Below are 13,896 nucleotides of genomic sequence, written 5' to 3'. Positions count from 1 at the left end.
AGGTGAACATTCGTGAATGTCACCTCATTGTGATGGTTTAAATTATGCCATGATTTTACGGGCTTGGCGCAGCATAAAATTCTTAAAGTCATCTAGGTAAGTGAAAATCACTGGAACCACGACCAATGTCAGCAGGGTGGAGGTAATTACCCCGCCGATCACGGCATGTGCCATCGGTGCACTTTGTTCACCACCTTCACCTAAGCCCAGAGCGAGCGGCACCATTCCCATGACCATGGCACTGGTGGTCATCAGAATTGGACGTAAACGGGTTTTGCCGGCATTCAGAATCGCATCATAACGGGCTTCACCCCGATCCATGGCTTTCTTGATGAAGTCGATAAGCAGAATCGCATTTTTGGTCACCAGGCCCATCAGCATAATAATCCCGATAATCGAAAACAGGTTCATGGTCGAATTAAACAGGAACAGCGCCAGGAATACACCAATTAATGACAAAGGTAATGAAGCCATAATGGCAGCAGGATGAATAAAGCTGTTGAACTGTGAACCCAGCACAATATAAATAAATACAATCGACAGGGTAATCGCAGTCAACGCATAACCAGCGGATTCTGCCATATCTGCATTGGCACCTTGGGTATCAAAACTATAACCCGGTGGCATGTCGAAATTATCCTGAAGTCTGCTAATGTCAGTACCGATGTCACCTGCAGGGCGTCCAGAGGTATTTGCTTCAACCAGCACCTCACGCGCCAGATCACGACGATTAATCTGAGAAGCTCCCAGTTTTTCCTCAAAATTCGCGACGCTAGAAAGCGGGATCAAAATCGGCTGATTATTGCCATCCATTTTAGATGAAGTGATATACATATTTTGCAGATCGCTCGGCAGGGTGCGCCGGTCTTCGGTCAGGCGTAAGTTAACATCATAAGTTTCACCTTTTTCATCCTGCCAGGTGGTGACATCATCGCCGGCAATCAGTGGGCGAACCACATTGGCAATTTGATTGACTGATAAACCAAGATCGCTGGCCAGAACGCGATTGATCTGTACACCTAAGGTCGGTTTTGGCTCTTTCAGTGAGGATTCAAGATCGACAATGCCATCAATTTTAGCCATCTCGACCATAAAGCGATCGGAAATCTTCTGTAGTTCATTCAAATCAGGGCCTTTGATTGAAATCATAATCGGCTTTTGGCCACCCGATACGGTTTCATCCGCGGAAGCGACTGAGGTAATGGTAATGCCGCCCACAGATTGTAAACGTTGACGGAATTCATTATTGAGATCATTCAAGCTTTTCTCGCGTTCAGTCCGCGGAGTCACAGTGACACGTAAGCTGACATGGTTTTTACCGCGATCGGTCACACCATTAATTACGCCGTAAGTTGCACGTACATCAGGATGCTGACGTACAATTTTATCGACCTGCTGCAGTTTGGCTTGTGAATATTCCAGTGAAGCATCGACTGGAGTTTCAAACTTGATCCGGATTTCACCCTTATCCGGGACAGGTACGAACTCGGTACCAATCAGTTTCGACAGGGCTAGAGCGCCAAACAAAGACGCCACTGCAATTACAATAGTAATGAATCTAAAGCGCAAAGCCAGTTTCAGCAGTTTTTCATAGACATGGCTTAAATTGTCTAATTTACCTGAAATCCAGTTAAAGAAACGTTTAATGCGCCCTGGCTTTTTATTGGGATCTTTTTTCTTTTCTGCCCAATGCGCAGATAGCATTGGATCTAGAGTGAAGCTAACAAACATGGAAATCAGAACGGCGGTACTCACCGTTACACCGAACTGATAGAAGAAACGGCCAATGATTCCGCCCATAAAGGCAACAGGCAAGAATACCGCGACAATGGTCAGGGTTGTTGCCAGAACGGCAAGGCCAATTTCTTTGGTGCCGTCCAGCGCGGCAGTGACATGGTCTTTACCCATATCGGTATGCCGTACGATATTTTCCCGTACTACAATTGCATCATCAATCAGCAAACCGATACTTAAAGATAGGGCCAATAAGGTCATCATATTGATGCTGAAACCAAAAGCCCAGATAAAGGTCAAAGTTCCGAGCAATGCAATCGGTAAAGTGAGGCCAGTAATGACCGTTGAGCGGAAAGAACCTAAAAATAATAGAACAATCAGCACAGCAAGCACCGCACCCTCAATAATGGTACGCGCAACATCCCCAATGGTGCCGCGGATACTTTTTGAAGAATCCACCACAACTTTTAAGGTGGTTCCTTGTGGCAATTGGGCTTTAATGCTTTCAAGAGTTTTGTAGGTACTGTCTACTACTTCAATAACATTAGAATCAGAGCTACGCAGAATGTCGACAGCCACTGCAGCCTTGCCATCCAGAAATGCACCAGTTTCAAGTTCTGCCTGACTATCTTCAATTTCTGCGACCTGTTTCAGAAAGATCGGTGCACCATTTTTATTGGCAATGACCAGATCGCCAAAGGCGAGGGGATGCAGGACTTTGGAATTGATCTCAATCACCAGTTCCGAGTTGCCAGATTTTAATGTACCACCCGGAACTTCGATATTTTCAGATTTCAGAGTATTGATGACGCTATCCACGCCAATGCCAAAAGCTTGTAGTTTCTGTGGTTCAACCTGAATGCGAATCTGGCGCTGTGCATCACCGAGCAGGTTGACGGTACCTACACCCGGAACAGTTCTCAGTTGTGGAACAATGCGCTGATCCAGATAGGAGCTTAGTGTCTTTAAACCCATATTGTCGGACTCAAATACGATCGACATGATTGCATTGGCAGTCGGATCATAACGCTCGACGACTGGCTCCTGAATTTCATCACGGAATTCAGCGGTGACTGAAGCAATTTTGTCACGGACATCCTGTGCTGCCGTGGTTGAAGGCACTTCCAGATTGAATTCGGCCGTAATCATCGACAGGCCTTCACTGGATTGTGAAATCACCTGTTTTAAACCGGAAATAGTATTGATCTGGTCTTCGAGTTTTTTGGTAATTTCCGATTCAACAGTTTCTGGAGAAGCACCTGGATAATTCGTATAAATTACGACAAAGGGGAAATCGACATCCGGAAATTCTTCCACACCCATGCGCTGCCAGGAAGCCAGTCCAAGTACCATCAAACAGAACATCATCATAATAGTGAAGACGGGATACTTCACACTAATTCGGGTAAACCACATATTAATGATCCTGTCTGATTAGTTGGAACGCACTGTCACTGGTTTGTTGAGATCTGCCTCGGTAAATGGAATGCGACTGACCTGATCACCTGTTTCCAGACCCTGGATCACTGCGGTATTCTGGTTATAGCGCTGTTCCAGAACCTGAACATTCACTTTAATAATTTTGTTCTGGCGAATAACCCAGACATAAGGTTTATTCTGGATATCCTGAATGGTATCGAGGGGAATGATCTGACCAGAAACTTGTTGAGAACTCAGAATATTGCCTTCAACAAAAGAGCCAATACTTAAAGAGGGAATACTTTCATTCGGTCTGGCGAAGAATTCAATCTGGCGGCTGGCTTGATCGGCAATTGGAGATACACGGCTAATAGCAGCGGTAAATGTGTTTGGATTGCCCTGAATCTGGTATTCAATTTTGCTACCTAAACGCAGACTGGACTGCATCTCACTCGGGACACGGGCCTGAATTTCCAGTTGATTTGGATTTACGATTTCAAACAGGGTTTGTCCGATCGCCACGGTTTGACCGGGCTCAACCTGACGCTGGGTGATCACGCCACTAATCGGGCTGGTGATAATGCCATCACGATCGGCTTTTACGGCAATATCGACATTGGCTTGCTGTGCGCGGACATTTTCAACCTGGGCCTGATAGTCAACCTGACTTTGCTCATATTCAACTTTAGAAATAAAGCCTTGGTCGAGCAGGCGCTTTTTGCGCTGCATCATGTTACGCGCCTGATTGGCCTGTGCCTGGGTAGATGCCAGATTGGCACGGGCCTGAGCCAGACGTGCGGCATTGTCCTGATTATTTAAGCGAACCAGTACCTGACCTTTAGCTACATTGTCACCGACCTGAGCATTAACACTGGTGGCAGTGGCCGAAACCTGCGCTTGAATACTGCTTTGGTTGACTGCGCGAATAGTGCCGGTAAATGCGGATTTCTGGATTGAAGTACCTGTTTTTACAGCTACCAGATCCTGAAGAATTAGTTCAATTGTTTTGGGACTTTCGGCTTGCGGTGTAGATTCATTTTTATTGCAGCCGCTTAGAAAAAGACTTAAGCAAAGTGCACTCACCATCAATACAGAGCGCGAAGAAGGGGTCTTTGAAATATGAAAATGCTGTGCAAATGGCATATTAATCCTTTTCACTTGTGGTCGTTTAAAGCAACAACAAGTTATTTGTGTTTATTCAAGTGCTTTTAAACGGGCAATAATTCTGTCGTATTCCGCTTCCATATTTCGATAGCGAGTTTGTAAAGATTGAATATTTTCTTTTTGAGAAATCAGGTTTTTCTGGTTGTTTTCAAGGTTGGCTTTCAAAGATGCCGGGGGATTATTGCCTTTACGTAAATATTCACGTTCTTGGCGTAAAAACATAACCCGGTCTTGCTGCAACTGTTTCATCTGCTCTTGCTGAAAGGCAATCTGTTTTTTAAGTTGGCTCAGACTTTCATTCTTTTTTTGTAGAGCAACATGGCTATTGGTATAGGCACGTTTCAGTTTCTGGTCTTCTGCGATGCGCTGAGCCTGCTGGGCACGTTGCGGCGCCTGTTTAATATCTTTATCGACATTATAAGGACGTGCACGTTTAATGACCTGCATATTCTGGTCAAGTGCCTCATATCCATAGCGGATATGGTTGGGGGTAACGTTAGTGCTGATATTGGCCACACCTTTATTATCATAATAGCGGTACCAGGTGGCTTTTGGTGGCTGGTTAGTTGAGGCATAAGAAATGGTGACCTGAAGAAAAAGTGTCACTGCAAATATGAATCGGCCAGTCATTTTATTTTTATCAATGAAAGCAAGTTTTTCTGAAAACTGACTCATCATTGGCTCCCCAATTGAAAGTTGACTAAATTACTTATTTTAAAGTAATAATAATGCTATATTAGACTCAAATTCACGAATTAAAAACTACCATCAGTCAAAAAAAAAGCAATGACAAAATAAAAATGTGAAATGGTTAATGAAAATCCGCCATTTATGCACACTTGTGTAGAAAATGTTCATTGATAATACAAGTGGATTTGTGTTAAAAATGTTTATCGATCGTAATAAAATAATCCTATGAGCCTTATGGCGCATCGTTTCTAAAATGGGAAGGGTCAAAATGGACGATAAATTCCAAAATCTAAAAGTTATGGTCATTGATGACTCAAAGACCATTCGTCGTACAGCAGAAACTCTTCTACAGCGCGAAGGATATGAAGTCGTGACTGCGGTAGATGGTTTTGAAGCTTTGTCAAAAATCGCAGAAGCCAATCCGGATATCGTATTTGTAGACATCATGATGCCTCGTCTAGATGGTTATCAAACTTGTGCATTGATTAAAAATTCTCAAAATTATCAGAATATTCCTGTGATTATGCTTTCGAGTAAAGATGGCTTATTTGATCAGGCCAAAGGTCGTGTTGTTGGTTCGGACGAATACTTGACTAAACCTTTCAGTAAAGATGAATTGCTTAACGCAATCCGTAACCATATTAGTGCTTAATAATTGATTTTTTAGGGGAATTGGCATGGCGCGTATCTTAATCGTAGATGACTCACCGACAGAAACATTCCGTTTTAGAGAGATTCTTTCTAAACATGGCTTTGAGGTGATTGAAGCATCCAATGGTGCAGATGGGGTAACCATGGCTCAGGCTGAGTTGCCAGATCTGGTATTGATGGATGTGGTCATGCCAGGCGTGAATGGCTTCCAGGCAACACGTCAAATTGCACGTGGTGCAACCACCAAGCATATTCCGATTGTGATTGTAAGTACCAAAGATCAGGCCACTGACCGCGTTTGGGGTAAACGTCAGGGCGCCGCAGATTATCTTACAAAACCGGTAGATGAAAAACAGTTGATTGAAGTGATTAAGCACCACCTCAACGCAGGATAAGCTCTATGGCAGCAAATGGATTTATCGAATTGCTTCGCATTGCGAAACGGGGAAATAAAAACTACGTTTCTAATGAAAATGAAGTCAACCGATGGTCAGGCATTGCTTTTGAGATGATGGGGCAATATTTTGTTGCCCCGCTGGGGGAAGTATCCGAAGTGATCTATCCTCCAAAATATACGCCAGTTCCTAATACTCAATCATGGGTTCTAGGGTTGGCCAATATTCGGGGAAGGTTATTATCAGTTTCTGATTTGACTCAATATGTATCAGGACAGAGTAGCCAGTTTTCACCGACTCAAAAAGTATTATGTATTCACCATAATGACCAATATGTCGGTTTGGTTGTTGATCAAGTTTTGGGTATACAACATTTTAATAAGAAAAGTTTTTTTTCTAAAACAACTGAATTGGATAATAACTTACAAGAATACTGTCAGGGATTTTTCCACCAGCATAACCAACAATGGCATGTGTTCTTATTCAGTCGTCTGTTGCAAAATCCAAAATTTATGAACGCATCTATAAAATTTATAAATTAAACGTCGCGCACGAAAGTAATAAAGACGTAAATCGGGGAGAGGCTGCATGGGCTTTAAACTTAAAAAGAAAAATACAGGTGAAGGTAGCCGCAAAAGTGGCAATACTTTTTTATCCAAGATTCAATCACAAACAGATCAGTTGTCACGTGTATTTGGTGATAGTGAAAAGTCTAAACCGTTTATTTATGGTGCAGCCGGCTGTCTGTTAGCAGCAACCATCACTTTATTGTATCTTTTCTACAGTGTGCCACGTGCCAACCAGCTGACACAAAGTCTGGGTGATTTACGTCTGCTTTCACAAACCATTTCTCGTCAGGCGACTGAAGCAACGGCTTCTGGTACACCTGAGGCGATGAAAAACCTGACAGATTCTCAAAAAGCTTTTGCTGAAAACCTTGAGACTGTAAAAAATATTCACTCCAATAATGAAGCGCTACAAGCAGTAGATAAACAATGGACAGAAGTGTCTTCTAGTATTGACCTGATTGCATCGCAACAAAAAATCATTAACCAGTTATATGACACCAACATCGCAATTGGTGAAGCCATCCCGGGGATTCAGGCCGAATATAACTTGATGGTCGACCAGATGGCGCGTCAAGACATGCCGTCAAACCAGGTGGTCATTGCGAAAAACCAGGTATTCATTGCGGAACGTATTTTACGTTCGATCAGCTTGGTATTGACCGGTAACGACGGTTCACGTGAATCAGCGGACGACTTCAGTGCCGATACCGAAACTTTCGGTTCATACTTAAATGCACAGTTAAACGGTTCTGCTGAACTGGGTGTACAACGGATTACTGATCCAAACCTGCGCGAGTCTCTTGAAGGCATTAAAGCAGAATATGATGATGTACTTGAATCAGCATCTGCGACAATCCTGAAAAACTCTGCGCAAATCGTAAAAGTACGTCAGGCATCTGCGTCAATTTTCTCGCAATCGGATGTCCTGCTCGATAACCTGAACAAACTATCTGGTAACTCTGGTCTGAAAACAATCGTTCCAGCAGTTCTGTTAATTCTGTTATTGATCGGCTTCCTGCTGTGTGTATTCCGCCTGTTAACCCTACGTGGTGCATCGGATAAACAGCGTGTAACCCGTCTTCAAGAAGAATATGACCGTAACCAGAATGCGATTTTACGTTTACTGGACGAGATTGCCGACCTTGCGGATGGTGACTTGCGTTCATATGCAACAGTATCGGAAGACTTTACCGGTGCGATTGCCGACTCGATTAACTTCGCGATCGACCAGTTACGTGACCTGGTATCTCGTATTACCGAAACTTCTCAGGAAGTTGCGCAATATACAGCGACAACTCAAAGCATTACCAACCAGTTAGCTGAAGCATCTGAACACCAGGCACAAGAAATTGCCGGTGCATCTGCTGCGATTAACGAAATGGCGATGTCCATTGACCAGGTATCTGCCAACGCGGAAGAATCTGCAGTCGTTGCGGAACGTTCAGTACAAATTGCTGCAAATGGTGCAGACGTTGTACACCGTTCAATTGAAGGTATGGATACGATTCGTGAACAGATTCAGGAAACGTCGAAACGTATTAAACGTCTGGGTGAATCTTCACAAGAAATTGGTAACATCGTCGCCCTGATTAACGATATTGCCGACCAAACGAACATCCTGGCTTTGAACGCAGCGATTCAAGCGTCGATGGCGGGTGAAGCTGGTCGTGGTTTCGCCGTGGTAGCGGATGAGGTCCAGCGTCTTGCGGAACGTTCTGCATCTGCAACTAAACAGATTGAAGGCCTGGTAAAAACCATTCAGACCGATACCAACGAAGCCGTAATTTCAATGGAACAAACCACAGCCGAAGTTGTACGTGGTGCGAACTTGTCTAAAGATGCCGGTGTGGCACTAGATGAGATTCAGAACGTATCGAATAACCTGGCAAAACTGATTGCAAACATTTCCGATGCTGCGAAACTTCAGTCAGCATCTGCAGGTCATATTGCGACCACGATGAATGTCGTACAGGAAATTACTTCACAAACTACGAGTGCAACCTTCGATACAGCACGTTCGGTATCTGAATTGGCGAACATGGCCGATGCATTACGTGAATCTGTATCTGACTTTAAACTACCAGAATAAAGTCAGAAAGTATGAGGGGAGTGTGCCTTAACCTAGGTTGAGGCACATTCAGAAATACAGATAAAGCCTCGACAAGATGGACTTGACTACATAAGGTTAGGTCTCGCGTGACGGTCACAATTAAGTTTGAGCGCCCTTCTTGGCGGCACAACGTAAGAAGCATTAGCTATGAAAGAAATATTAAAAAATTTAGTTGAAACGACAACGCTTCCTGAAGACAGTTATCTTGATCAAGATGCAGAAATTCTTGAAATTTTTGTCGAGGAAATCGAAGAGATTTTCGTTGAGTTAAATGCTTTATTTCCAGAATGGTTGAGTGATCCGGCTCATCAGGAAAACCTGAAAACCATTCGCCGCCATTTTCATACCCTGAAAGGTTCAGGCCGTATGGTGGGGGCTAAATCTGCGGGTGAAATTGCATGGGCAGTGGAAGATACCTTAAACCGGGTACTTTCAGGTTCGATCCAGTTAACGCCTACGATTCAACAGTATGCCAAAGCTGTACTGAATATTTACCAGTTTACTTTATATCCAAAATTCAAACAGGTGCAGGAACTCGATGTTGACCTGCGCCCAGTCGTGCTTTTAGGTCAGCAATTACAACAACAAATGACACCTGAACCGGCTTTAGAAGAACTCTTGCAACTGGCAGACAGTCTGACTGCCGAAGGCCAGATCACAGGTCTTGAGCTAGGTGATTCGGCTGAAGATCAAGATACAACTGCAGCAATAGAAATAAGCACAACAGAATTTGAGCTTGAAGAAGCTGATAGTGAAGATGCTGCACGTAGTGATGTAGAAGAAACCGTGGCGATCTTTATCGAGGAAGCGGAAGAGCATCTCGAAACGATTGCCAAGTTCCTGCGTAGCGAAAATGAAAAAGTGCAGGATTATAATGCATTGATTCGTGCTATTCATACTTTGCGCGGCAGTTCGTCCATGGCACAGATCGAAGAAATCTTCGAGGCCAGCTCTAAAGTAGAACATCTGTTTAAAACACTGCTTCAGGATGAAATTGCATCCACCTCAAAAGAAACTGCTGTATTAATTCAGTATGCTGAATTTGTCAGCGACTATCTGCATTTGTTACGTCAGGGTGATAGCAGCAAACTGGCAGCAGTGTATGCGACTTTTGAGCGTGTCTGGAATGATTATGGCTTCGCAGCCACTGAAACGGAAACAGTTGAAACCCAAGGTCTGGTGACCAAGCTGGTTGAACTGGAGATTGACCTGTTACTGGATGCCGAGTTTGAATTCGATAAACGCGCTAAAGTCGATTATCCAGAATATATTCAGGCTTTAAGCGAGCAGGCTGCCGAGCTGCTTGCACATACAGATAACCGTGCCGCACTGGGTATTCATGAGTTTACGACAGATTTAAAATCTGCTTATGATGCCTTGCTGGAAAAACCGGTACTGCTGAATAGTGATTATGCTTATGAGCTGTTTGCCCAGGCACATCAGGAATTCATTCATTTATTCGATACCCTAGCAGCAGGCCAGCGTGTCATTCTGAATGATGATACGCAAAAAACCTTGAGTGAACTGGCTGCATTTGTACAGCAGGACCTGGAAATCTTTGCCGAAGACAATGTCCCTGCTGAACAAGTATCAGAAGAAATTTCTATTCCTGAAGCTGCAACCACAGCCAGCATTGACTTTTCTGCTTTAAGCCAGCGTATTGCCTCTGACCGCCAGTACATCGACAGCGCAGAAACTCAGCGTGATTTCGATGAGGATCTACTGAATATCTTCCTGGAAGAAGCGGATGAATTACTGGTAGGTATTGATGAAGATCTGAATACCTGGAGTAAAAAGCAGGATGATACGACTTCACTGAATAACCTGATGCGTCACTTGCACACCTTAAAAGGTGGTGCAAACATGATTACCGCTTCTCATATCGGTTCGATTTCGCACGAACTAGAAAGTATTTATGAGCGAATCATCCGTCAGCAGATCGCTGTTACTCCAGCGCTGATTCAAATCATTCGTCTGGTGCAAGATAACGTTTCTGACCGTATCCAGTCGATCCGTGATGAAGGTATCGATTATCCGGCTGTTGAAGCAATTTCGATTCTGCAAAATATTCAGGCATTGGTGGCTGGTCAAGCTGTTGCAGCTCCAGTAGAAGCATCAATTCCTGTTGTCGAATTTGAATATGCAGAAGCTACTACTGAATCTGTAGAGACAGTAGATGATGCATCGGAAGAGATTGCATTAGAAGATACAAGTTCAGATCTAGAACCAGCTCTAAACTTAGAAGATGAACAAGTTGAGCTGACTGAAACAGAAACCTTAACTGAAGCAGTTGAAGTTGTAGCAGAAGAACGCTCTGAAGAAGATGAACTGAAGTCGATTGTTGAAGAAACCTTCCTGGAAGAATCAGAAGAGATTCTCGACAATACCGAAAAACTGCTGAACCAATGGTTTGATCAGCGTAGTGACCGTAGCTTATTGCTTCAATTACAACGTGCTGCCCACAGTATCAAGGGTGGTGCGCGCATGGTTGAAAACGAAAAGGTGGCCAGCATTGCGTATGAACTGGAAACCACATTCGAACAGTTTGCGGTATATCACTTTAACTCGAATGCTTATGATGGCCTGCTGCAAAAAACACTGGCTTGGTTAAGACAAGCGATCTTCCAGCATGACTATAGCAATTTTGAACAGATCCAAAGCAGCCTGAAAAAGATTGCTTATGTGGATGTTACTGCGCAGCTGCCTGAACGTCTGGCTAAAACAGAAACGTTGGTCACTGAAAATAGCTTCGAGTTTGTTGAAGGTGATGGTACTGAGCCACCACGTATGATGGGTGAGTGGGTCGATACCGGTAATACCGATACCAGCCATGAGATGATCCGTATCTCTGCTGATCTGGTTGAGAAGATGATCGACCTGTCAGGCGAGAATGCAATTAACCGTTCGCGTATCGAGATGGATTTGGGTCAGCTCGGCAATACTCTGAACGAGATGGAACTGGCGATCAAGCGTCTGGCGGATCAGTTGCGCCGAATGGAAGGCGAGCTAGAATCTCAAATTATTGCCAAACATGGTTCAGAAAACTCGCGTTATGCAGACTTTGACCCGCTGGAAATGGACCAATATTCGTCCCTGAACCAGTTGTCCAAGTCGCTTGCGGAATCTGCTTCGGACTTGGTTGACTTCAAGAGCACTCTATCTGACAAGATTCGTGAAACTGAAGGTTTGTTATTGCAACAATCACGGATTCAGGCCGAGATTCAGGAAAGCCTGATGCGTACTCGTCTGGTACCGTTTGACCGGATGTTGCCACGTTTACAACGTATCGTACGTCAGACTTCTACGACTTTGAACCGTCCAGCTGAATTGATTGTTCAGAATAGTGAAGGTGAATTAGACCGTAATATTCTGGAACGTCTGGTAACGCCATTCGAGCATATGCTGCGTAATGCGATTGACCATGGTTTGGAAGATACAGCAGATCGTATTGCTCTGAATAAACCGGAAGTCGGTTCAATCCTGTTGAACATCAGCCGTCAGGGTACAGATGTCATCGTCTCATTTAGTGATGATGGTAAAGGTATCGATGCTGAGAAGATTCGTGAGAAAGCACTTAGTCAAGGCCTGATCAAAGAAGATCAGACACTGGATTCGGAAGAGCTATTGCAATTCATTTTTCACCCGGGCTTTAGTACCGCTAAATCTGTAACCCAGATTTCTGGTCGTGGTGTGGGTCTGGATGTAGTACAAAGCGAGATCAAGTCTCTGGGCGGTCACGTATCTGTCAGCTCTGAAGTCGGCAAAGGCACAACCTTCACTATTCGCGTACCGACGACTGTAGCGGTCAGCGATGCCTTGATGGTAAAAGTGGGCGATCAGCAATACGCCGTTTCTCTGGCGCAAATCGACCGTATTGTACGTATTGCACCATCTACTCTGGAAACTTACTTCAACAGTAAAGACGATTTCTTCAAGATTGATGGCGTTAATTACAAATTGCGTTACCTGTCTGAGTTCGTATCGAATCAGCCAATTCCTCGTCTGAACAACGTAGCGCATTCACTGCCAGTATTGCTGATTAAAGGCAACAGTGGTCAAACCATTGCCTTACTTGTGGATCAGTTAGTAGGTTCACGTGCACAGATCGTGGTGAAACCAATCGGCCATCAGTTCGCCAATATTGGTGTAGTCACTGGTGCGACGATTCTTGGTGATGGTCAGGTTTGTCTGATTCTGGATGGTCAGAATATTGCCCGTCAGATCCATGGTACGCAGCGTGTGAAACACATGCAGGATCAACGCGATGGTTCACGTTCTGGCAATGCTCGCCGTCTGGTGATGATCGTGGATGACTCGGTGACTGTACGTAAGGTGACCTCGCGTCTGCTTGAGCGTCAGGGCTATGATATTGTCACCGCCAAAGATGGTGTAGATGCGATTGAGCAGCTTGAAAATGTCCGTCCGGATCTGATGCTGCTGGATATTGAAATGCCGCGTATGGATGGTTTTGAGGTCACGAACCTGGTTCGTCACCACGATATTCACCGTGACCTGCCAATCATCATGATTACTTCACGTACTGGTGAAAAACACCGTGAACGTGCCTTCAGTCTGGGCGTAACCCACTACATGGGCAAACCGTTCCAGGAAGCTGAATTACTGGCGAATATTCAACAGTTAATTGCTGAAAAACAGGGGTCATAAATGAGTCAGAATACGACTAATGCCAAAATGGCTGATCAGATAAGTCAGCAGGAACTTCAGCATTTAATTACGGTATCTACCGGATTTATTGATGCTTATATTATTGACTGTCACGGCAAAGATCCAATGCTGTTACCACAAAATATTGTCCTGTCTGCACTGGATAGTGATACCCAGGTTAAAGTGGTTGAGTGGCATGATGCGCAATTACCGGTTTATGCAGTTAATGATCCAACACGTAAAAGTGGTGTGGCGCTGGTGATTGAAGGAGATGAGGTGCATCAGCGTTTTGCCCTGATGTGCAATGAAATGCCGAAAACCATTCGTCTGCGTATTTCTGAAGTGGTTGATGCCGATCAGCAAGTGACTGACCCCGCAGTATTCCAGTATGTGCGTATGGGGGATCAGTTATTTCACATCCCGCAAATGGGCCATATCCAGTCTTCAATCGGTCTATAATTCTTTTGAATGTATAAAAAAAGGAACTCATAAGAGTTCC

9 protein-coding genes are annotated in these 13,896 nt (G+C 44.3%); 6 read left to right on the top strand and 3 right to left on the bottom strand.

Going from position 1 to position 13,896, the window contains the following annotated elements:
• Nucleotides 1–42: 42 nt before the first annotated feature.
• From FTU03_RS07560 to FTU03_RS07550, 3 genes are read right to left on the bottom strand one after another with little or no spacing between them, the layout of a single operon-like run.
• Entirely contained in the window at nt 43–3,150 is a 3,108-nt protein-coding gene (locus tag FTU03_RS07560) for an efflux RND transporter permease subunit (RefSeq protein WP_159123368.1), read from the bottom strand.
• Nucleotides 3,151–3,168: 18 nt separating this feature from the next.
• Nucleotides 3,169–4,296, bottom strand: a complete 1,128-nt coding sequence (locus FTU03_RS07555) for an efflux RND transporter periplasmic adaptor subunit (RefSeq protein WP_166139290.1) — start codon at nt 4,294–4,296, stop codon at nt 3,169–3,171.
• Between the two features lie 51 nt (nt 4,297–4,347).
• On the bottom strand, nt 4,348–4,992 hold the full coding sequence (locus FTU03_RS07550; protein ID WP_159123370.1) for a hypothetical protein: 645 nt from the start codon (nt 4,990–4,992) through the stop codon (nt 4,348–4,350).
• Nucleotides 4,993–5,275: 283 nt separating this feature from the next.
• Here FTU03_RS07550 and pilG point away from each other — a divergent pair, with 283 nt between their 5' ends.
• The 6 genes from pilG (at nt 5,276) to FTU03_RS07520 (ending at nt 13,856) form a co-directional block, all read left to right on the top strand.
• Entirely contained in the window at nt 5,276–5,659 is a 384-nt protein-coding gene (gene pilG / locus FTU03_RS07545) for a twitching motility response regulator PilG (protein ID WP_004784987.1), read from the top strand.
• Nucleotides 5,660–5,684: 25 nt separating this feature from the next.
• Complete coding sequence (locus tag FTU03_RS07540) at nt 5,685–6,053, top strand: response regulator (protein ID WP_004784985.1); 369 nt, start codon at nt 5,685–5,687, stop codon at nt 6,051–6,053.
• Between the two features lie 5 nt (nt 6,054–6,058).
• Entirely contained in the window at nt 6,059–6,595 is a 537-nt protein-coding gene (locus tag FTU03_RS07535; RefSeq protein ID WP_159123371.1) for a chemotaxis protein CheW, read from the top strand.
• Nucleotides 6,596–6,641: 46 nt separating this feature from the next.
• Complete coding sequence (locus FTU03_RS07530) at nt 6,642–8,711, top strand: methyl-accepting chemotaxis protein (RefSeq protein ID WP_159123372.1); 2,070 nt, start codon at nt 6,642–6,644, stop codon at nt 8,709–8,711.
• A 168-nt stretch (nt 8,712–8,879) separates the two neighbouring features.
• The gene (locus FTU03_RS07525) at nt 8,880–13,397 is read left to right on the top strand and encodes an Hpt domain-containing protein (RefSeq protein WP_159123373.1); all 4,518 of its coding nucleotides are present in this window, start codon (nt 8,880–8,882) and stop codon (nt 13,395–13,397) included.
• Nucleotides 13,398–13,856 carry a hypothetical protein gene (locus FTU03_RS07520; RefSeq protein ID WP_159123374.1) on the top strand — a complete coding sequence of 153 codons (459 nt, stop codon included), beginning with the start codon at nt 13,398–13,400 and terminating at the stop codon, nt 13,854–13,856.
• Nucleotides 13,857–13,896: the final 40 nt, after the last annotated feature.

This window comes from Acinetobacter sp. YH12046, from assembly GCF_013419905.1.
Classification (GTDB): domain Bacteria; phylum Pseudomonadota; class Gammaproteobacteria; order Pseudomonadales; family Moraxellaceae; genus Acinetobacter.
This window is presented reverse-complemented; position numbering and strand designations above follow the sequence as displayed.

Excerpts from the sequence above, each read along its gene's own strand:
- FTU03_RS07540 (WP_004784985.1), top strand. The coding sequence starts at position 5,685 with ATGGCGCGTATCTTAATCGTAGATGACTCACCGACAGAAACATTCCGT.
- pilG (WP_004784987.1), top strand. The coding sequence starts at position 5,276 with ATGGACGATAAATTCCAAAATCTAAAAGTTATGGTCATTGATGACTCA.
- FTU03_RS07555 (WP_166139290.1), bottom strand. The coding sequence starts at position 4,296 with ATGCCATTTGCACAGCATTTTCATATTTCAAAGACCCCTTCTTCGCGC.
- FTU03_RS07550 (WP_159123370.1), bottom strand. The coding sequence starts at position 4,992 with ATGAGTCAGTTTTCAGAAAAACTTGCTTTCATTGATAAAAATAAAATG.
- FTU03_RS07520 (WP_159123374.1), top strand. The coding sequence starts at position 13,398 with ATGAGTCAGAATACGACTAATGCCAAAATGGCTGATCAGATAAGTCAG.
- FTU03_RS07525 (WP_159123373.1), top strand. The coding sequence starts at position 8,880 with ATGAAAGAAATATTAAAAAATTTAGTTGAAACGACAACGCTTCCTGAA.
- FTU03_RS07535 (WP_159123371.1), top strand. The coding sequence starts at position 6,059 with ATGGCAGCAAATGGATTTATCGAATTGCTTCGCATTGCGAAACGGGGA.
- FTU03_RS07560 (WP_159123368.1), bottom strand. The coding sequence starts at position 3,150 with ATGTGGTTTACCCGAATTAGTGTGAAGTATCCCGTCTTCACTATTATG.
- FTU03_RS07530 (WP_159123372.1), top strand. The coding sequence starts at position 6,642 with ATGGGCTTTAAACTTAAAAAGAAAAATACAGGTGAAGGTAGCCGCAAA.